We start from the raw sequence: 19,826 nt of genomic DNA, 5'->3' as shown, positions 1-19,826 counted from the left end.
GGTTTACCTTAAATAAACATTTGTGATGAGTTGGGATACGGTTGGATGATCATTTCCACCACTAGGCTCTATAGTGATATTCAAGGATTCAGCATCATCTATGTAAGTCATGGCCAACATCTCTTTTGAAGTGTCTATTAATCCCATATTTATCATTTCTCCTTTAACATCTGCCCACATTTGATAATCGTGAGCATCATCTAATTCTGGTAATTGCTTAGTATTAATTATAACAGATTTATCAATATTGTTTACATAACTCACAACAGTAGCCTCTGGTCGTAAGGCATTACCTGTCATAATATATTTTTGAGTATTTGGATTATTGATAGTTATATACCAATTGGCAATTTCATTAAAATCGTTGTTAAGATTCTTAATCTCATCACTGAGTTTAATATTTTCCTCTTCAGCTAGTTGTAGTTGCTCTTTGGTTGTATTTAATTCTGAATAGATATAGAAGAGCCCAATCAATAATAAAGCAGCAACGCTAGCTGCAATGCCAATATAGTATTTGTTTAATGACTTAGTCGAAGCTTGTAATGGAACGGTTTTTGGACTTACAGAAGATAAATTTTCTAGTAGCGCAGATTTTACAGATGAAGGAACATGCATACCATTCTGTAATGCTAGTGTTTCAAAGCTTTTCTCAATATGATCTAATTCGGTTTTTAATTCAGAATATTGTTCAAGGGCATCTTCTACTTGTTGTTGCTCATGTCTATTCAATTCTCCTAACACGTAAAGTTCTAAAATTCCATTGTTCAATATGTAAGTCTTATCCATCATTTCGTTATCTCAATTAATAACATCAAAAACACGATCAGTTTAACGTACGATTGTTGTAGTTGTTTAAGCGCTTGCCTTACATAAGATTTGAAGGTGCCTAAAGGGACTCCCATTTCTTTATGTGCTTCGCGATGTGTAAGTCCATTAAAATAAACCAATTCGATGGCACGTTGATGATGCGCATCTAAATGTTGTATGCTCCCTTTTAATTTCAATGTATCTACATCATTAGTAACGTCTTCAGTTTTATCTTTATATACACTCAAATCTTCTACTTGGATGAGGTTTTCAGGTTTTCTCAAAAAGTTTAACGTTTTATTCTTGGCAATACGATATGCCCAAGTGTAAAATCGCCCTTTTTTTGCATCATATAAATGCGGTTTTTCCCAAATGGTCATAAATGTATCCTGCAAAATGATTTGAGCATTACCTTCATCTTTACACATTCTTACAATTACACCATAAAGTGCAGCCGAATACTTATCGTATAAATCGGCTAGAGCTGACTCATCTTTTAATTTAAGTCTAGAAATGATAGTATTCTCGTTGGACATTAATGTTAAAGATTTCACAAAATAAAAAGGTTACTCATCCAGAAGTAACAATGCTGTGTAAATATAAATGAAAGTACTTCAAAACGGAAACAAGTACACTAATTAGTTTAACCAATACATTAAAAAATTATGAAAAAGTTAGTATTTATTTTGACCACAGTTGTTGCATTAACATTTAGTCATACAGCAAAAGCGCAAGGGACCATCGTAGATGTTGCAGTTGGGAATGAAAATTTTTCAACTTTGGTAACAGCACTAAAAGCTGCAGAACTAGTAAAAGCATTACAAGGTGATGGACCATTTACTGTGTTTGCACCAACAAATGCTGCATTTGAAAAAATTGATTCAAAAACCTTAAGTTCTCTATTAGAAAAAGGAAACCAAAAAACCTTAGCTAATATCTTAACGTATCACGTAGTATCTGGAAAGCTAACAGCTAAGGATGTTGTAACTGCGCTAAAGAAAGGTAAAGGAAAAGTGGAGTTAAAAGCACTTAACGGACAAACTTTGATGGTTATTCAAAAAGATGATAAGATTTGGTTGAAAGATCAAAATGGAAATTATAGTGAGATTACCGCTACAGATGTTATGGGTAGTAATGGTGTTATTCATGTGATTAATAGCGTTGTAATGCCTAAATAATTTGGGATCAATTGCTATGAAAAAGAGAAAAAAGCATTCACGTTAGTGAATGCTTTTTTTATGCTTTCCATTTGATGTTACAACCTATACTAGGTTTCTGGGTGCTCAAAATAAGCTCGCCTTTAATGATTGTATCCAAAGCATTTCGTAAGTCTTTGCCATTAACAGGAATACCATTGCCTGGTCTTGAATCATCTAGTTGTCCTCTGTAAACTAATTTAAGATTTTTGTCAAAAACATAAAAATCTGGTGTACATGCGGCATCATAAGCTTTAGCAACATTTTGGGTTTGGTCGTACAGATATGGAAAAATGAAATCATTATCTATAGCATTTTGTTTCATTTTATCTGGTGCATCTTCAGGATAATTATCTATATCATTACTTGAAATTGCTATGCAATTAATTCCTTTTGAGACGTAGTCTTTAGCTAGTTTAGATAGTTCTTCATTCACATGTTTCACAAAAGGACAATGATTACAAATAAACATAATCAAAGTACCATTGAGGCCCTTAGCCTCGGTTAAAGAAACTAAGGTGTCATCTACCGTATTTACAAGTTCGAAATTTGGTGCTACAGTACCTATTGGTAGCATATTTGAGGGTGTAAGTGCCATATTTTTTTTACTTTTAGATTATGGATAATATAATAACTTTTGAAGACTTTACAAAGGTTGATTTTCGTGTTGGAACCATTATTAAGGTAAATGATTTTCCTGAGGCTAGGCATCCTGCCTACCAACTTACGATAGACTTTGGTGACTTAGGAATAAAAAAGTCTTCCGCTCAAATTACTACGTTATACGCAAAAGCGGATTTACTGAATCGTCAAATAATAGCTGTGGTTAACTTCCCCAAAAAACAGATTGCAAAATTTATGAGTGAATGCTTGATTCTCGGTGCTGTTGATGGAAAAGATGTTACGCTGCTCAATCCGGAAACAAGAGTTGTAAACGGAAGTATTGTATCTTAATAAAATCAAGTTAAGGCTATTGTAATTTAGTTAGCCAACGTATTGAATTTAAGAACAAACTTGCATTATCACAATTTGGATCATGAATGGTCACCGGAATTTTTTCGCCATCGATAATGAGATCCAGACTTCTAAAAATACCTTGATCTGTACACACAATCACTCTGCCAGAACCAAAGTTAAATCCAATCATTCCTGCATAACTATTTGAAGTTTCTTCTATATCAGCACTACCATCATTGGTTGGTGTGAAATTGATCGTATTTTTTGGAAATGAGAGTATATTATCTTCAGGATTTCTGAAAATAGCAGCACCACATAAAAATTTTATAGTTTTAGGGTTTAGCTCATCTGTTAGACTTGAGGTTAATACAGGGTGTTTGGTATTAATCATTCCATTATTTGAAGTCATCACAAAATGGCTACAGAAGCCACCATTGTGTCCTGGAGAATCAGCATGATATGCATAACCATCTCTAAATTTTATACTAAAGGCTTCTAAGAGCGGCAATGCTCCGCTTCCACCAGGGAAATGACTTAAAAATAAAAAGAGGCTACCACCATTATAGACATACTTACTAATAGCAACAACTTCTGTGTTGGTTAATGGTGATTTGTAAACGATTTCTTTTTTGTCTCCACTGTCTAAAATAATTTTATCGTTAGGCATGCCATGTAAAATTAACATGTCTGGTTGAGTTGTTTTTAAATGTGTTGTATTTATCTCTTGTGCTGTAAACTGAACATCAAAACCGTCTTCATTCATAATTCTCAACATTTCCCGAGCTGTGTCTTTTCCGTAGGAGAGCGAATAAATTGTATTATGAGATTGATCTATCAGAATTTTTTTCTGATGTTTATCTTTTAACGATTTGAACTGAAAATTAAAAATCGTATCAAATTCGGCCTCAACAGTACCTTGAGAAAAAGATGTGTTAAAAGTAAAACTAAATAGAATAAGCACCAAAACCTGTTTCATCATAATCTATATGTAATGAATTTATATTGAGATGGTAGTGCTCTAGCTTAGTAACGAATATATAATAAATTTGTTATATGCTCATGAATACAACTAAGATTTATTTTTAAAATTAAGGTTGAGAGACTATACCTAAAGTATATAATTGTTCCATGGTTGGAGATGCACTACCTCCATCTGGCTCAAGTGTTATGCCAAAGGCTTGACTTTCGTTTGTATTGGTAATATTGAAAATCTTATTCTCGTCAGAATTAAAATCATCTATTGTACCAAGACTTGTTGGTGTTAACGGATTTAGTGTTAGTGACCATACCTGCCAGACTTTGCCTTCTGGAGCATCTGGTAGTCCTTGGGCATCTAAGTAAATGTTATTGTCTGCTTTATTCCAATAAACTTTAGCATAAGCATTAGCAAAATCGCCTTGACCTCCTAAAGGCACCGAAATAATATCTTTATCTCTTAGTACGTTTAGTAAGTTTTCTTTTGCAGCTAGATCTATTTTTGCATCTTCAATTTGCTTTTCTAGATAAGCATTTTCTATTTCTGTAGAAGTAATTTGAGATTCTAATTGTTGATTTTTATTGATAGTCCATAAGAATCCAGCTCCAATTATTAATGCTGCAGCCCAACCTACATAAGTGAGCCAATTGGTTCTTGTTTTTGATATAGAAACAACTTTTGAACTAGAATCATTAAAATGTAGTTGTCTTTTTATTTTTACTAAATTTTTTGAACTCTCATTTTGAGATGTCGCTGCAGTTAATTTAACTATTGACGCCTCAATCTCTAATACCTCTTTTGAAATTTCAGGATGTTTAAGCATAAGTTCATAGACCTCTAGACTTTCTTTTTTAGAAAGTCGTCCTGCAACATAAAGTTCCAAAATTCCTGATGCTATGTAAGCGTTAATATCCATTTGTTATAATAACATTTCTCTTAGTGTCTTAATACAATTTCTATTTCTTGTTTTTATAGTGCCTATAGGCATATCTAAAGTCTCTGAGGCTTCTTTCTGCGTATAGCCCTTAAAATAAAGTAACTCAATTATTTCAATACATGTTTTAGCAAGTTTTTCTACGAAATTTCTAAGTCCAATAGCGTCAGTTTTATTATCAAGATCGTCTGTCGATTGTAATATATCTACGAAAAATTCGGCATTGAGGTTTTTACTAGAATTTTTAAATGTTTTAGAGCGAGTCTTGTCTATTGCTGCATTTCTAGCAATATTGAGAATCCATGTAAAAAATCGACCTTTTCTAGGATTGTAAGTATTAGCATTATTCCAAGCTTTGATAAAAACATCTTGCATGACTTCATCAGCAATATCAATATCTCTAACAATATTATAGATCACACCATGAATACTATCGCTATACATATGGTATAACTTCTCGAATGCCTTTTCATCCTTATTTTGAAACTGAGAAATTAATGTTTCTAGTTGCATTCAGTGTGTTGTTATATTTATTTACAAATAAAAGAAGAAAAGCTATAGTTAGCTTATATAACTTTTCTTTTCTACTTATTTTAATTCGGTTATTTATTCAATAATTCCACCACAGCTAACTCTAGCTCCTGCTGCTCCAGAAGGTTGTGATGTAAAATCATCAGTTCCTTGATGAACAATTATGGCTTTACCCAAAATATCTTTCGTTTCATCACCACATCCAATACACCACTCGTCTGTAATTTTGGTAATATTTCCATTACCTTCATTATTAGCAATGAAGTTACCAATATCACCTTTGTGGTAACCCGTTGCTTCTCCCCATTTTCCGTGCGGTTGACCAGTTGGATTCCAATGTCCGCCAGATGATTTTCCATCAGCAGAAGAACAGTCAGCCTTTTCGTGAATGTGAATAGCATGCTCACCAGGAGATAGTCCTTTTAATCTAGCAATCATAGTAACTACACCTTGATCTTGAGTAAAGAGCACGTTGCCAGTAACATTACTATCACTTTTAGACTCTAACGCTAAAGTCACTTTTCGTTTTTCAGAGTAATATGCAGGCTCGTCTTTTACTTCCGTAGGTTGTCTTGAGTTTTCAGTCGCTTCTTCGGTTTGTGTAGGTTCATCAACTACTGTTTCAGCTTCTTTTTTATCACTTTTACATGAAGTGATCATTAGCATTGCAAAAAAAAGTAGTCCTAAAATTGAGTGTTTCATTGTATAGTGTTTTTGTAAGTTGAAATTTAATGATTATTTAATTCAAACTAAAATTAATTAAAATATAAACGCTTACATGATTTATGTCATCTTTTTTCTAAGGGATAACCTCTAATTTTGTTATCAAATTGATGATGTGTTTTTCTATTAGTAGGAAATACCTTATACTTATAACTAAATAATCTTTTAACTAAAATTTTTAAAATGGATAAAATAATAGTACCAATAGATTTTTCTGAACATTCTGAATATGCACTTCAAACTGCAGCGATGCTTGCTAAAAAGAATAATGCTGAAATATTAGCATTGCATATGTTGGAGATGGCAAATAATATTTTAACCGATTCAGATAATGAGCAGCAAGCTAAAGCTGTTTTCTTTTTGAAATTGGCTGAACAAAAATTCGAAGATTTTTTAAGTCGAGATTACCTCAAAGGTGTAAAAATCATTCCTATTGTTAAACATTTTAAGGTGTTTAGTGAGGTAAGTGAAGTTGCTGAAGACCACAGTGCAGATCTTATTGTAATGGGTTCTCATGGCTCAAGTGGTTTATCAGAGATTTTCGTTGGGTCTAATACAGAGAAAGTGGTAAGACATTCAAACATTCCTGTGCTAGTAGTTAAACAAAAACCTGAAAGTGTTCAAGTTGAAACCGTTGTATTTGCATGTGATTTTAGTGATGAAATGGTAGCACCTTATCTAAAAGCGAGACAGTTTTTTAAAGATTCTGGATCAGATTTAAAACTACTTTATGTTAACTTACCAGGAGAGCGTTTTAAAAGTTCTACAGAAATGGAAGCTACTGTAGCTAGGTTTTTAGAAAAAGCTGATGGAAACGTAAATGCTATTAATAATGTGCATTATATTTCAGATTATACTGTAGAAAGTGGCGTGTTGAATTTTTCTAATATTGTAGGCGCCGACTTAATTGCTGTACCTACTCATGGAAGAAAGGGTATTGCTCATTTTTTTAGTGGAAGTATAGGTGAAGATATTGCTAACCACTCTACATTACCAGTACTAACATTTAAGATCTAATTCTTAAAATTATAGTTTATAAAAAAGCCAGATTTTATCTGGCTTCTTTTTTATTGAGTTACAAATTAGAGAACCTATTATGTGCATCACGCTCTAATGCTTCTCTAAAGTTTGGATGTGATATAGAGATTAAAGCTTCAGCGCGTTGCTTTAAGCTTTTTCCAAATAAGTTAACCACACCATATTCTGTAGCCACGTAATGTACATGAGCTCTTGTAGTAGTCACTCCAGCGCCTTCTTTCAAAAACGACGATATCTTTGAAACGCCTTTTGTGGTTATTGACGGCATTGCGAAAATAGCTTTACCACCTTTAGATAGTGATGCACCTCGTATAAAGTCCATTTGTCCTCCAACTCCAGAATATTGATATTTGCCAATGGTATCAGCGCAGACTTGTCCAGTAATATCTATTTCTATAGCACTGTTAATAGCTGTTACTTTTGGGTTTAGTTTTATAATTGAAGTATCATTAGTGTAACCAGCTTCTTTGAAATGAACGAGAGGGTTATCGTCAATAAAGTTATACAGTTTTTGGGTACCAACGGTAAAACAGGTGACAATCTTCCCAGTTTTAATTTCTTTTTCTTCGCCAGTAATGATTCCTTTTTCAATTAGTGGTAAAATACCGTCAGAAAACATTTCAGTATGAATTCCAAGTCTTTTATGGTTGGTTAGGTTGTGTAATACCGCATTTGGAATATTTCCTATTCCCATTTGTAAAGTAGCACCATCTTCTACTAATTCGGCAACGTATTTACCAATTTTACGTTCAGTTTCTGAAAGTTCTTGAGAAACAGCTTGATGAATAGGTTTATCTATCTCAACAGCATAATCTATATTTTTCATGTGTATGATACCATCTCCATGCGTTCTTGGAACTTGAGGGTTTACTAAAGCTACTACAGCTTTTGCAGTTTGTATTGCTGGTAACGTAACGTCTACTGAAGTGCCTAAAGAACAATAACCATGTTTGTCTGGTGGAGATACTTGAATAAAAGCAACATCTAGCGGCAAGATGGCTCTTCTAAATAGCAAGTGTATCTCACTTAAAAAAATAGGAATATAATCACCATTATTAGAATTGACACCTTTCCTTACGTTGCTACCTACAAAACAACTGTATAGTTTAAATGAATTACTATAAGGTGCTTCCATATATTTGGCTTCACCATCGGTATGTATTTGAATAATTTGAACATTATTAAGTTCTTGGTAGCGATCACACAAATTATCTATAAGTAAATTTGGAGTCATTGCTGCACCTTGAAAGAATACACGATCATTTGATTTAACGATAGACACAGCTTCCCTTGCAGTGACTGTTTTTGGAGTATTCATGTTATTTTTTATAAGTGTTAAAAGCGTAAAGGTTGCTCGTTGATTGTTTATTTAAAATGATAAAAGTCATAAAAGCAATTATCACTTAGTATTAGTCATCTAAACTAATAAAAACAATTGCTTTTATGACCTTGTCAATAAGTTTTATTATTCAATAACTTCAAAATTGTTCAAGTAAATAATTGATTAGGTCTGTCGTTGTTACGATGCCAACAAGATTTCCATCTTCAACTACTGGTAAAGCATGGAATTCTTTTTTTGAAAGAATTTCTGCAGTTTCTTTTATGGTTGTAGTTGGGCTAACACTAGTCAAGTTTTTAGCCATAACTTGTTCTATAGTAAACATGTTATACACAATAGTATCTACAGTACTTTCATCTTCATCAATGGCATCAGCAAAACTTATACGTAACAAATCGGTGTAACTCAACATGCCTATAATTTCGTTGCCACTTACAACTGGAATGTGTCTAATATTATGTTTTTTAAACAATGATTCTGCATTATCCAGATTGTCTGTATGATTTAGTGTAATGACATCTTTGGTCATAATTGCTGAAATAGGTGTTCTTTTTTTCATGATTAACAGTATTTATTAGTTCATAATAAAGGTAGCATTATCATAAAAGTTTTACTATGACAAAAGTCATAAAAGCATTGGTGTTAATGTTTTAAATTTGATAATCATGTACAAATATTATGGGATCACAATCAGTTCAACCAATTACTAACCAGTCTCAACGCAAGCAATTCATTAATCATTTATTAAATGATTTAGAGGCATTAAAGCTAATGATTGAAACTGATGCTTTCGAGAAAGGAACACAGCGCATAGGTGCAGAGCAAGAATTGTGCATTGTAGATAAATATTATAGGCCATCATTTAACGCCTTACAGATATTAGATGAAATTGATGACAAACATTTTACAACAGAGCTCGGACTTTTTAATATAGAAGCCAATTTAGATCCATTAGTATTAAGTGGGAAGTGTTTTTCTCAAATGGAAACCGACTTATTCAATTTGGTAGATAAAGCCAAGCTATGTGCTAATAGTATCGATCAAAACAAAATTATTCTCGCAGGAATACTTCCAACTTTTAAACGCAAAGACCTCGTTTTTGAAAATATGACACCACATCAACGTTATAAGGTTTTAAATGATGTGATGCGCAAGGTTAGAGGGAAAGATTTTAGAGTACAGGTTAGAGGTATAGATGAGTTGATTCTAGATCATGAATCTATTTTATTTGAAGCATGCAATACAAGTTTTCAAGTACACTTACAAATCGATTTAGAGCATATTATAGATCAATACAATTGGTCGCAAGCTATTGCAGGACCAGTATTATCTGTAATGACAAATTCACCTATGCTTTTGGGTAGAGAACTTTGGAGTGAAACTCGAATAGCACTTTTTCAGCAAAGTATAGATACTAGAAATAAAGCACATTTACTAAGAGAAGAAAAGCCTAGAGTGTCTTTTGGGAACGACTGGATCAGAGATTCAATTTTAGATGTATTCACAGACGATGTAGCACATTACGCACCTTTGGTAACATCAGATTTGGAAGGGAATGCAGTTAATGATTTAAAGAAGGGTATCAAACCAGAATTGAAAGCTCTTGGGTTGCATAACGGAACACTCTATAAATGGAATCGCGTATGTTATGGTGTACATAATAATATAGCGCATTTGCGTATTGAAAATAGATATATCCCATCTGGACCAAGCATTAAAGACGAAATTGCAAATGCTATGTTTTGGGTTGGTGTCATGTTAGGAATGCCTGAAGACTGTAAATCTATCTGGAAGCGAATGTCGTTCAAAGATGCAACAGGTAATTTTATAAAAGCAGCAAGAACAGGAATGGATACTTATTTTAATTGGTTTAATGAAGGCATATCGGCAAAAGATCTAGCAAAGCATATTCTATTACCTATGGCTCATGACGGACTCATTAAAGCAAATGTCGATCCTGTAGATATTGAATTCTATTTGAACATCATAAAAGACCGAATAGATAAAAATACATCAGGTAGTAAATGGCTTGTACGAAGCAGCAGAAAACTCCAAGAAGTAGTGTCAAGAGACGAAGCTAATATATTACTCACTTATCATTTACATAAGAACCAAAAAGAGGATGTACCCGTTAGTGAGTGGAAACTTGCCAAGACCTTTGATAAAGGAGATGCTTTTTCTCAAAATAAGATATACAAAGTAATGTCTACAAAGATTTTTACAGTAAACGAAAATGATTCTGTTCGTTTGATTAAGAAAATTATGAAATGGAAACGTATTCATCATATTCCTGTTATCAATAAAGACAATAAGATCGTTGGTGTGATCTATCAAAATGATATCTCTAAAGAAGAAAAATACGACGATCAATCTGCATGTGATATCATGCAAAAAGATATAAAAACTGCTTATCCAGAAATGCGTATTGAAGATGCTAAGCAACTCATGTATAATCATGGAATCAGTTGTTTGCCAGTATTAGACCATAATGAGTTAGTAGGTATCTTTACCATTACCGATTTAGAAAAACTTAACTTGCAGTAGATGATTAAAACCATAACAGAACCTATCAACAAGACTGTCACAAATAGAATTATATACAGCCAAAGTCATATTGACAATGCAACAACATTAGTATGTATTGGAGGTATTCATGGAAATGAACCAGCAGGTGTTTTAGGCCTGAGAAAAATTGTTGAAGACATCGTATCTAAAGCCATAAAAATCAATGGTAATTTTTATGCTTTGTTAGGAAACATAAGTGCTTTTGAAGCTGGAATTAGATATAAGGATTTTGATCTTAATAGATTATGGTCTGAAGACGATATCAAAGTGTTGAATGACAGTAAATATTTTGAATTTGAAGAGCAAAGAGAACAATACGAACTTTACAATACCATTAAAGATATAAGTAAAAAACACAATGGTAATTTAGTGTTCGTAGACCTTCATACAACGTCTTCTTCAACAATTCCATTTATCACTATAAGCGATTCGCTAAATAATAGGTCTTTGGCAGACAAATTTAATATTCCTATCGTTCTTGGTATAGAGGAGTATTTAGATGGGCCTCTATTGTCTTATATCAATGAGTTTGGTCATGTGTCTATAGGTTTTGAAGCTGGGAAGCATGATGATGAAAAGTCTATATTATACTGCGAAGCATTTGTTTGGCTGGTTATGGAAAAACTAAGTATGGTAAATAAACATTTAATTTCTTATAAAGAGTATGATAAATTGCTACATATAGAAAAAGGGTTTTATGAAATAATGTATAGGCACTCTTTAGCTGAGACTAATGAGTTTGAAATGTGTTCTGGATTTAAAAATTTTACACAGGTAATTAAACATCAATTATTAGCTCACGATGGCGTAAGTGAAATAAAGAGTCCGTTAAATGGTCTCATTTTTATGCCACTCTATCAAAAACAAGGTGAAGATGGTTTTTTTATTGTAAGAAAGCTTTCTCGTTTCTGGTTAGTTTTATCTACTGTCCTAAGAAGTCTAAAATTTCATCAGTTATTGAGGCTTCTTCCAGGAATAAGTAAACACCCAGAAAACACGTATTGCCTTATTGCTAATAGACGGATAGCTTTATTTTTAACTACCAAAGTGTTTCATTTATTTGGTTACAGGAAGAAGGTTGTTATTGAAGATAAAATTCATTTTATAAAGCGAGATAGAAAAAAAGTGCCTTTCACATAAAAGAAGCTCTATTTACGCCTCATCTTTCCGGTGATTTCTTCAATATTGATAACGAATACTATTGGAATATCGTTTTTAGCAATTTTGGCCGAGAATTCACTTATAAAATCTAAGTCACGCCGTTCTTTGGTCATAATAATATCTTTAATTCCTAAAGAAAACTCATGCAATAGTGCTTTGGCCTCACTACCTTCATATTCTTCATAACTACCATGTACAGCTATAGATTGCCAATGATTAACAGAAGTAATGTCTGAAACTTCAAGAGCAACTGGAGCATGTTTACGCATTGCATTGATTTTATGACCTTCTCCAGAATAGCAAATAATTTTATTAGCATTGAAGAAATAAGTTATTGGAATAACAAAAGGTTTGTTTTGGTATACGTAAGCCAAATGACCAATGTAGTTCTGTTTTAATATCAGTTCGCATTCAATTCGATCAAGATTTTTTATCATAAGATTTTAATTTTAATGTTCTGATGAGTGAAAAATCAGTAACGGTAATTTAATGACTTTGCTCAATTTAATAGTAGGCGATTCGGTAAATAAGCGTTCAATGAATGACTTATCATGAACAATCAATCCCATTAAATCTATGTCATGAACTTCTAAGTAATCAATTACAGCGTCAAAGAATTTAGAAGATTCTATATTGTAATTGCAACTGGTAGTGTTGAGTTTTGAGTTGTCAGTTCGTATTGTTTCAACAATTTTTTCTTTTGAGCATACTCTTAATACATGAAGTTTAAGTTGTTGCTTTTTTGTAAATTCATTTACAAGGTTGATTTGTTCTTCATTGATGATGTCTTTATCTTGTAGCGGAAGTAAAAAGTTCTTAGCTGGTTTAAACATGTAATTATTGGGTATAATCAATGTTTTACATATTACACCTCTAATGACGTTTAAAGTATTACTTCCGAAGATCACTTCTTTAACACCAGAAATACCATTTGAACCCATGATGACAATATCTATATCATAGGTTTTTATAGCTTGATTTACGGCATCTGTAAAGACATCAAAATCAATAATAATCCCAAATGTATGATTAGAGTTATTGTATTGTTTTTTGAGGTTTTCAGCTAAGGTATTTAGCTTTTCTCGTGGAGCTTTCGTAATTGATTCGTAAATACTTTCGGATGAAGAGGTCATTAAATCATCTGAAATAAACGAACCAGCCTTATGAACATGCATCAAGTAGAATATGCATTTTTCTGACGAAAAAAAGCGCATACTATAGTGAATAGCATCAAGCGCGTTATCGGAGAAATCGGTTAATAGAATGATCTTTTTCATGGTCATTGAATTATGTATCTTAAAGTTACATAATTCAATTCGAGAAAAGTATGACTTATATCAGTTTGTATTCAAATAAGTAGATAGTATAGTAATGCGTTTAATGGCATTCGATAGCGCTTGAAGTCATTTCAATAACTGGTGTAGGAGATAAGTAAGGAATATCTAAACCCATACCTCTAATGATGAATAGTAGACCAATGATTAAAACAAAAATAGGAATCGTTTTTTGTATACGTTGTTTAATGGTCGTATTTAAAAATTTACCAATATAAACAGCTGTCGTCATCAATGGTATAGTGCCAACACCAAATAGTAGCATGTATATGCTGCTTTGTATTGCATTCTGTGTTGCTAGAGATGCAATAACTGCCATATAAATCAATCCGCACGGTAAAAACCCATTAAGAAAACCAATTGTTAAAAATGTGTCTGCTGTTTTTCTTTTCAATGCTTTGCCTAAAGTAGACTTTACTTTAGAAATAAGTTTAAAAACAGGTCTCGAGAAGTTATACGTATTAAATACGTTATTCGGAATTAAAACGATTATAATCATTATTACTCCTATAGCAATCGATAGTTGTTGTTGTATCCCAAATATATATAAGCTCTTGCCTACAAGTCCAAAGATCAATCCAATAAGGCTGTATGCTAGTAATCGTCCAAAATGATAAATAGAAATTTGAAAAATTTTCTTAGAGGTGTGATTTCTGTCTACAGGTAACATAAAGGCAATAGGACCACACATCCCAATACAGTGGAAACTTCCTAATAGACCTAATATGATAGCAGACCAAAACATTTAGTACACAATTTCTTTTTTGTAGAGATATGATTTTCCGTTATATTGCCAATCGACTTTAAGGTTCCAACGACCATCCAACAAACGTTTGTCAGGTATGAGCAAATTGTGATTAGACAATGAAATTGTAGTTTCAAAGTCTACTTGTTTGTTAGATGGTCTATATAGGAACACTTTTCCAGTAATAGCTTTAGCGTCCATGTTATCTGGGAACAATAGTTCTAAACCTTCTGAAGTACGTTTCCATGTGATATTAGTGATTAAGTTTTTAGCATTAGTTTCTTTATTGATATCTTCTTGGTACTTCAACTCTTCTTTGTAATATTCTTTTGTTACTAGTGAAGAATCATATTTATCGTTGGTAGTCATATTGATAACGAAATACATGATGAAGCTTATAAACCCTATAAATGCTAACACGATACCTGTTCCCCAATTAATTTTCATAATGCTCTTTTTATTTAATTATAACTTCTTGGACCTAAAAAGTTGACACTGGTTGTTTCAATTAACTCATCACCATTATAGACCTCAATCATTAATTTGTTTTTATCTCCTTTAAGTTCGTTTTTATCAATTTCAATGAACAATGTACCTTCAGCAAGACCTTGAGCAGGAACTTCAAAGGTGTTTGATGTTGATACCAATTTAATTTCTCCTTTATACTTTCGTAGTTTAAAGCTTACATCGCTTATAGTTTTGGTTGTTTTATTTATAAGCTTGTATGTAAATACATTACTTATAATAGTCCCTTCTTTATGTTCGTATAATTGCCCAGGAAGCCTTAATACTCTAGCTTCTAGATCATTTCTAAGCATTAACATTCCTATTAAAACACCAATAAGTATAACTAATACAGCTGTGTAACCTTTTAATCGCGGAGAAAATTCAAACTTCTTTTTCTTTTCGATATTTTCTTCACTGGCATATCTAATTAATCCTTTTGGAAGATTAATGCTCTCCATAATATGATCACATTCGTCAATGCAAGCAGTACAGTTTACACATTCTAGTTGTGTGCCATTTCTTATGTCTATACCAGTTGGGCATACATGTACACATTGTAAGCAATCTATACAATCACCATGTCCTAGTGCCGCTCTATCTTCATTTTTTCTAAACTTTTTACGACCATTTTCGCCTTCTCCACGTTTATGATCGTAGGCAACTACAATAGATTTATTATCAAGCAGAACACCTTGTAGTCGACCATAAGGACAAGCAATTATACACACTTGTTCTCTAAACCATGCAAAAACAAAATAGAAAACTGCAGTAAAAATGAGTAGAGGGAAGAGTGTTCCTAAATGTTGAAACGGACCATCAGTGATGTATTTGATAAGTTTATCGCTTCCTATTAAATAAGCTAGAAAAACGTTAGCTATTAAGAAAGATATTATTAAGAATATGAACCATTTTAATAGCCGCTTTCGAATCTTCTCTGCATCCCATTTTTGTCGGTCTAATTTTCGTTGTTTATTTCTGTCACCATCAATCCAGTATTCAATTCTTCGGAAAACCATTTCCATAAATATCGTTTGTGGACAGATCCAACCACAGAAAATACGACCAAAGCCAACAGTAAATAAGGTCACAAAGATGACACCTATGATCATCGATATCACGAACAGATGAAAATCTTGTGGCCAAAACGGAAACCCAAATATATTAAAGCGACGCTCTAACACATTGAACATTAGAAATTGATTACCACCAATCTTAATAAAAGGAGCCGCAAATAAAAACAAGAGCAGACCATAGCTTACTATTTTTCGTTTTTCATAGTAACGACCACTTGGCTTCTTAGGATATACCCATGCACGTTTGCCTTCATCAGTTAGTGTACCGATAGAATCTCTAAAGCTTTCATTTTTAGGTGTGTTCACGACAATATGTTGTTACGATTTTCAATAAATAATGATCTTGAAAGTCCTACCAATTAATCTTCTGTTTCTGTAGATTCAATAGTGATTATTGAATCTGTTTTCACTTCCATTTCTTCAGTTGGAATATCTTCAATCGGAGCGCTTTCATCTACCCATATTTCGCCTTCAGGGGCTTTAGGCTCAGCTGGAGAAGTACCTTGAAATTGCAACACGTAACTTGAAACCTGAGCAATTTCAGAAGGTTTTAAACTTTGTTTCCAAGCAATCATACCTTTACCATCACGTCCACCTTCAGAAACAGTTTTAAATACATTTTTAATTCCACCACCTAAAACCCAATGTTTATCGGTTAAGTTAGGACCAATTCCACCACCACCATCAGCTTTATGACAAGCAACACAATTGGTTTCAAAAATGGCTTGACCAGCTTTCAAATCGCTCAATTCTGTGAGAACAGTAACTGTATTGAAATCAACTAGATCTTTAGCTGTTTTTTTATAGGTTTCAATATCAATTTTTGCTTGAGCAATTTCAGCATCTAACTCTTCATATTGATCCTCTCCATTAAACACATGATATCTAACTAAGTATATTGCTCCAAAAATAATAGTAGCATAGAAACCATATAGCCACCATGGTGGTAAATCATTATCCAGCTCTTTTATGCCATCATAATTATGATCTAGAATGATATCATATTCTTCTTCAATTGGTTTTGAACCTAATAGTTTTAAATAAGTTTTCTTAACCCAAAGTGCTAATTTGGAAGGCGCATTTTGTTTTGCATCATATCTAGCTTTTGCTTCTGCGTCTAAACTTTGATATAAGATGTTACCTATAGAACCTACGATAGCTTCTACAGCGATAATGATTAGCAATACTAAAAATAAGAAGAGTAAAACAAGCGGTTCTTCAATAAATGCTGGTTTGTCACCAGAGTCAATAAAGTATTCTACGACTCCGAAAATAATGAAGAATACAAGAGGTACTCTTATCCAAGATGGGAAAAACTGTCTCATAATTCTGTGGTGTTTTGGTTATCTAAAGGAATATGACTCACCTTTTTGATGTAGTCTTTTTTTGCAGTAATTACCCACCAAAAGAGGATGACGAAAAAACTGAAAAATATGAGTAAGGAAATCATTGGATAGATTTCTATTCCTGTGATGCTTTCCATATGGTTTTTTACGAACTTTAGCATAATGAATTAGTTTTGAGTTGTTGAAACTTCAGCGTCTTTTACTTTAATATCAGTTCCAAGACGTTGTAAATAAGCGATAATAGCTACAATTTCCCTATTGCGCATTTCAATAAATTCTTCACCTCCAGCTTGTTTATCTGCTTCATAGGTTTGCGCAAAATCTGGATCGGTGTAAAGATTCTTTTCAATTTGAGTTCCTTGGTCTTGCATTGATTGTTGCGCATTAGCAATGTCTTCATCGGTGTAAGGAACGCCTAATGATACCATAGCTTTCATTTTAGCTTCGGTTTGTGATTTATCAAGTTCATTTCTTACTAACCATTGATAAGCAGGCATAATAGAGCCAGATGAGGTACTCTGTGGATCATACATATGATTTAAATGCCAGTTGTCAGAATATTTACCACCGATGCGATGTAAATCTGGTCCTGTGCGTTTACTTCCCCAAAGGAATGGATGATCATACACAAATTCTCCAGCTTTTGAGTATTCTCCATAACGCTCAACTTCATTTCTAAAAGGTCTAATCATTTGTGAGTGGCAACCTACACAACCCTCTCTTATGTAGATATCTCGACCTTCTAATTCTAAAGGGGTATAAGGTTTTACACTAGTAATGGTTGGGATATTAGATTTGACCAATAATGTTGGAATAATTTGAACAATACCTCCAATTAGAATAGCAATTGTAGCAAAAATGGTAAGTTTTATTGGCTTGCGCTCTAACCAGGTATGCCAACCTTCTCCAGCAACACGTTTCTTTGACACTCTTTGTAGTGCAGGTGCTTCTGCGAGTTCATCTCCAACTTTGCTACCATTCATTATGGTTATGATTATATTAACGACCATAATTAACATACCTACGATGAATAATGTACCACCTATAGCTCGCATCCAATACATTGGAATAATTTCAGTAACCGTTTCTAAGAAGTTACCATAAACTAACGTTCCATCTGGGTTGAATTGTTTCCACATAGCCCATTGTGTAAAGCCAGCAACATACATTGGAAGTGCATAAAAAATGATTCCTAAGGTGCCAATCCAAAAATGAAGGTTTGCTAATCCAGTAGAGTACAATCGTGTTTTAAATAGTTTAGGCACTAAGAAATAGATCATTCCAAAGGTTAGAAAACCATTCCAGGCCAAAGCTCCTACATGAACGTGAGCAATAATCCAATCTGTAAAATGAGCCATTGCATTTACACTTTTTAATGATAGCATAGGTCCTTCAAAAGTAGCCATACCATATCCTGTAATAGCTACTACCATGAATTTTAATACAGGATCTGTTCTTACTTTATCCCATGCTCCACGAAGTGTAAGTAATCCGTTGATCATTCCTCCCCAAGAAGGCATTATCAACATGACAGAAAATGCCACTCCTAGATTTTGAGCCCAACCAGGAAGTGATGTATATAACAAATGATGCGGTCCTGCCCATATATAGATGAAGATGAGTGACCAGAAGTGCACAATCGATAATCTATACGAATATACAGGTCTGTTTGCTGCTTTAGGAACAAAGTAGTACATCAGCCCTAAGAATGGCGTAGTAAGGAAGAACGCTACGGCATTATGACCATACCACCATTGTACTAAGGCGTCTTGAACTCCTGCGTATACAGAATAACTTTTTAATCCGCTTACTGGTAACTCTAAGCTATTGAAAATATGTAGTACAGCAACTGTAACAAATGTTGCTAAATAAAACCAGATGGCAACATACAAATGGCGCTGACGACGCTTTAAAATGGTTGCAATTAAATTCCACCCAAAAACAACCCAGATGATGGCTATAGCAATATCGAATGGCCACTCTAATTCGGCATATTCTTTTGATGTGGTGTAGCCTAAAGGTAATGTTATTGCAGCACCAACAATAATCAATTGCCAGCCCCAAAAATTAATTTTACTTAAAAGGTCGCTAAACATTCTAGCTTTTAGTAATCGCTGTGTTGAATAATAAACACCAGCAAAAATAGCATTACCTACAAAGGCAAAAATTACTGCATTAGTGTGTAATGGTCTTAAACGCCCAAAGCTTAACCAAGAAACGCCGTCGGTTAAATTTGGGAATAAAAACATAAAAGCTAGTAGTAATCCTACTAACATCCCGACAACTCCCCAAAGCATTGTAGCATAGAGGAAATTTTTTACGATTTTATTATCGTAATGAAACTGTTGTACTTCCATAATAATTTAATTAGTCTTTTTTTTATCAATAGATGGTTCAGGTTGCTCTTTGATAAGTTCATCCTCAAAGAGCATTCTAACAGAAGGTGTATAACTATCATCATACTGTCCATTTTTTACTGCAGTTATAAATGCAATAAAAAACACAACAGCTACAATAATGCTGATACTCAATAAAATATATATAACACTCATACCTATTAGAAGTTATGATTCAAAATTACGTTAGGTTATAGT

23 protein-coding genes are annotated in these 19,826 nt (G+C 33.2%); 5 read left to right on the top strand and 18 right to left on the bottom strand.

Annotation, left to right across the window (positions count from 1 at the left end; genetic code table 11):
- Positions 1-3: 3 nt before the first annotated feature.
- Positions 4-789 (bottom strand): anti-sigma factor, encoded by a 786-nt coding sequence (locus Q0876_RS04650; protein WP_299224625.1) that lies wholly within the window; start codon positions 787-789, stop codon positions 4-6.
- A complete protein-coding gene (locus Q0876_RS04645; RefSeq protein ID WP_299224623.1) occupies positions 786-1,343 on the bottom strand; it encodes an RNA polymerase sigma factor in 558 nt (185 codons plus the stop codon). The genes Q0876_RS04650 and Q0876_RS04645 overlap by 4 nt, the downstream gene beginning before the upstream one ends.
- Before the next feature lie 129 nt (positions 1,344-1,472).
- Here Q0876_RS04645 and Q0876_RS04640 point away from each other — a divergent pair, with 129 nt between their 5' ends.
- Positions 1,473-1,985: a fasciclin domain-containing protein gene (locus Q0876_RS04640; RefSeq protein WP_299224621.1), complete on the top strand. Its 513-nt coding sequence runs from the start codon at positions 1,473-1,475 to the stop codon at positions 1,983-1,985.
- A 58-nt stretch (positions 1,986-2,043) separates the two neighbouring features.
- On the opposite strand, the gene Q0876_RS04635 is transcribed toward Q0876_RS04640, so the two are convergent.
- Positions 2,044-2,601, bottom strand: coding sequence for a thioredoxin family protein (locus Q0876_RS04635; RefSeq protein WP_299224619.1), 558 nt, complete (start codon positions 2,599-2,601; stop codon positions 2,044-2,046).
- A 20-nt stretch (positions 2,602-2,621) separates the two neighbouring features.
- Here Q0876_RS04635 and Q0876_RS04630 point away from each other — a divergent pair, with 20 nt between their 5' ends.
- Positions 2,622-2,957 (top strand): tRNA-binding protein, encoded by a 336-nt coding sequence (locus Q0876_RS04630; protein WP_299224618.1) that lies wholly within the window; start codon positions 2,622-2,624, stop codon positions 2,955-2,957.
- A gap of 16 nt (positions 2,958-2,973) precedes the next feature.
- Here the strand turns inward: Q0876_RS04630 and Q0876_RS04625 are convergent, their stop codons facing one another.
- The 4 genes from Q0876_RS04625 to Q0876_RS04610 form a co-directional block, all read right to left on the bottom strand.
- Positions 2,974-3,939, bottom strand: coding sequence for a hypothetical protein (locus Q0876_RS04625; RefSeq protein ID WP_299224617.1), 966 nt, complete (start codon positions 3,937-3,939; stop codon positions 2,974-2,976).
- A 109-nt stretch (positions 3,940-4,048) separates the two neighbouring features.
- Complete coding sequence (locus tag Q0876_RS04620) at positions 4,049-4,852, bottom strand: anti-sigma factor (RefSeq protein WP_299224615.1); 804 nt, start codon at positions 4,850-4,852, stop codon at positions 4,049-4,051.
- 3 nt (positions 4,853-4,855) lie between these two features.
- A complete protein-coding gene (locus Q0876_RS04615; protein ID WP_299224613.1) occupies positions 4,856-5,383 on the bottom strand; it encodes a sigma-70 family RNA polymerase sigma factor in 528 nt (175 codons plus the stop codon).
- Between the two features lie 93 nt (positions 5,384-5,476).
- Entirely contained in the window at positions 5,477-6,103 is a 627-nt protein-coding gene (locus tag Q0876_RS04610; protein WP_299224611.1) for a superoxide dismutase family protein, read from the bottom strand.
- 204 nt (positions 6,104-6,307) lie between these two features.
- Here Q0876_RS04610 and Q0876_RS04605 point away from each other — a divergent pair, with 204 nt between their 5' ends.
- The gene (locus Q0876_RS04605; protein ID WP_299224609.1) at positions 6,308-7,141 is read left to right on the top strand and encodes a universal stress protein; all 834 of its coding nucleotides are present in this window, start codon (positions 6,308-6,310) and stop codon (positions 7,139-7,141) included.
- Positions 7,142-7,199: 58 nt separating this feature from the next.
- Here Q0876_RS04605 and Q0876_RS04600 read toward each other — a convergent pair whose 3' ends face one another.
- A complete protein-coding gene (locus tag Q0876_RS04600; protein ID WP_299224608.1) occupies positions 7,200-8,480 on the bottom strand; it encodes an acetyl-CoA hydrolase/transferase C-terminal domain-containing protein in 1,281 nt (426 codons plus the stop codon).
- A gap of 160 nt (positions 8,481-8,640) precedes the next feature.
- A complete protein-coding gene (locus Q0876_RS04595) occupies positions 8,641-9,060 on the bottom strand; it encodes a CBS domain-containing protein (protein ID WP_299224606.1) in 420 nt (139 codons plus the stop codon).
- Between the two features lie 119 nt (positions 9,061-9,179).
- On the opposite strand from Q0876_RS04595, the gene Q0876_RS04590 reads away from it, so the two are divergent.
- Both Q0876_RS04590 and Q0876_RS04585 read left to right on the top strand, forming a co-directional pair.
- Entirely contained in the window at positions 9,180-11,045 is a 1,866-nt protein-coding gene (locus Q0876_RS04590) for a CBS domain-containing protein (RefSeq protein ID WP_299224604.1), read from the top strand.
- The gene (locus tag Q0876_RS04585) at positions 11,046-12,206 is read left to right on the top strand and encodes a succinylglutamate desuccinylase/aspartoacylase family protein (RefSeq protein WP_299224602.1); all 1,161 of its coding nucleotides are present in this window, start codon (positions 11,046-11,048) and stop codon (positions 12,204-12,206) included.
- Between the two features lie 8 nt (positions 12,207-12,214).
- Here the strand turns inward: Q0876_RS04585 and Q0876_RS04580 are convergent, their stop codons facing one another.
- The 9 genes from Q0876_RS04580 to ccoS form a co-directional block, all read right to left on the bottom strand.
- The gene (locus Q0876_RS04580; RefSeq protein ID WP_299224600.1) at positions 12,215-12,664 is read right to left on the bottom strand and encodes a pyridoxamine 5'-phosphate oxidase family protein; all 450 of its coding nucleotides are present in this window, start codon (positions 12,662-12,664) and stop codon (positions 12,215-12,217) included.
- Positions 12,665-12,676: 12 nt separating this feature from the next.
- Positions 12,677-13,504: a universal stress protein gene (locus Q0876_RS04575; RefSeq protein ID WP_299224598.1), complete on the bottom strand. Its 828-nt coding sequence runs from the start codon at positions 13,502-13,504 to the stop codon at positions 12,677-12,679.
- Positions 13,505-13,604: 100 nt separating this feature from the next.
- The gene (locus Q0876_RS04570; protein ID WP_299224596.1) at positions 13,605-14,306 is read right to left on the bottom strand and encodes a sulfite exporter TauE/SafE family protein; all 702 of its coding nucleotides are present in this window, start codon (positions 14,304-14,306) and stop codon (positions 13,605-13,607) included.
- On the bottom strand, positions 14,307-14,753 hold the full coding sequence (locus Q0876_RS04565; protein WP_299224594.1) for a FixH family protein: 447 nt from the start codon (positions 14,751-14,753) through the stop codon (positions 14,307-14,309).
- A gap of 14 nt (positions 14,754-14,767) precedes the next feature.
- Positions 14,768-16,192 carry a cytochrome c oxidase accessory protein CcoG gene (gene ccoG, locus Q0876_RS04560; RefSeq protein WP_299224592.1) on the bottom strand — a complete coding sequence of 475 codons (1,425 nt, stop codon included), beginning with the start codon at positions 16,190-16,192 and terminating at the stop codon, positions 14,768-14,770.
- A gap of 53 nt (positions 16,193-16,245) precedes the next feature.
- The gene (locus Q0876_RS04555; RefSeq protein WP_299224590.1) at positions 16,246-17,211 is read right to left on the bottom strand and encodes a cbb3-type cytochrome c oxidase N-terminal domain-containing protein; all 966 of its coding nucleotides are present in this window, start codon (positions 17,209-17,211) and stop codon (positions 16,246-16,248) included.
- Positions 17,208-17,393 (bottom strand): CcoQ/FixQ family Cbb3-type cytochrome c oxidase assembly chaperone, encoded by a 186-nt coding sequence (locus Q0876_RS04550; protein ID WP_299224588.1) that lies wholly within the window; start codon positions 17,391-17,393, stop codon positions 17,208-17,210. The genes Q0876_RS04555 and Q0876_RS04550 overlap by 4 nt, the downstream gene beginning before the upstream one ends.
- A 6-nt stretch (positions 17,394-17,399) precedes the next feature.
- Positions 17,400-19,589, bottom strand: coding sequence for a cytochrome-c oxidase, cbb3-type subunit I (gene ccoN / locus Q0876_RS04545; RefSeq protein ID WP_299224586.1), 2,190 nt, complete (start codon positions 19,587-19,589; stop codon positions 17,400-17,402).
- A gap of 6 nt (positions 19,590-19,595) precedes the next feature.
- Positions 19,596-19,784, bottom strand: a complete 189-nt coding sequence (gene ccoS / locus Q0876_RS04540) for a cbb3-type cytochrome oxidase assembly protein CcoS (RefSeq protein WP_299224584.1) — start codon at positions 19,782-19,784, stop codon at positions 19,596-19,598.
- Positions 19,785-19,826 lie beyond the last annotated feature (42 nt).

Origin of the sequence: uncultured Psychroserpens sp., from assembly GCF_947503375.1 — a bacterium.
Taxonomy (GTDB): domain Bacteria; phylum Bacteroidota; class Bacteroidia; order Flavobacteriales; family Flavobacteriaceae; genus Psychroserpens.
This window is presented reverse-complemented; position numbering and strand designations above follow the sequence as displayed.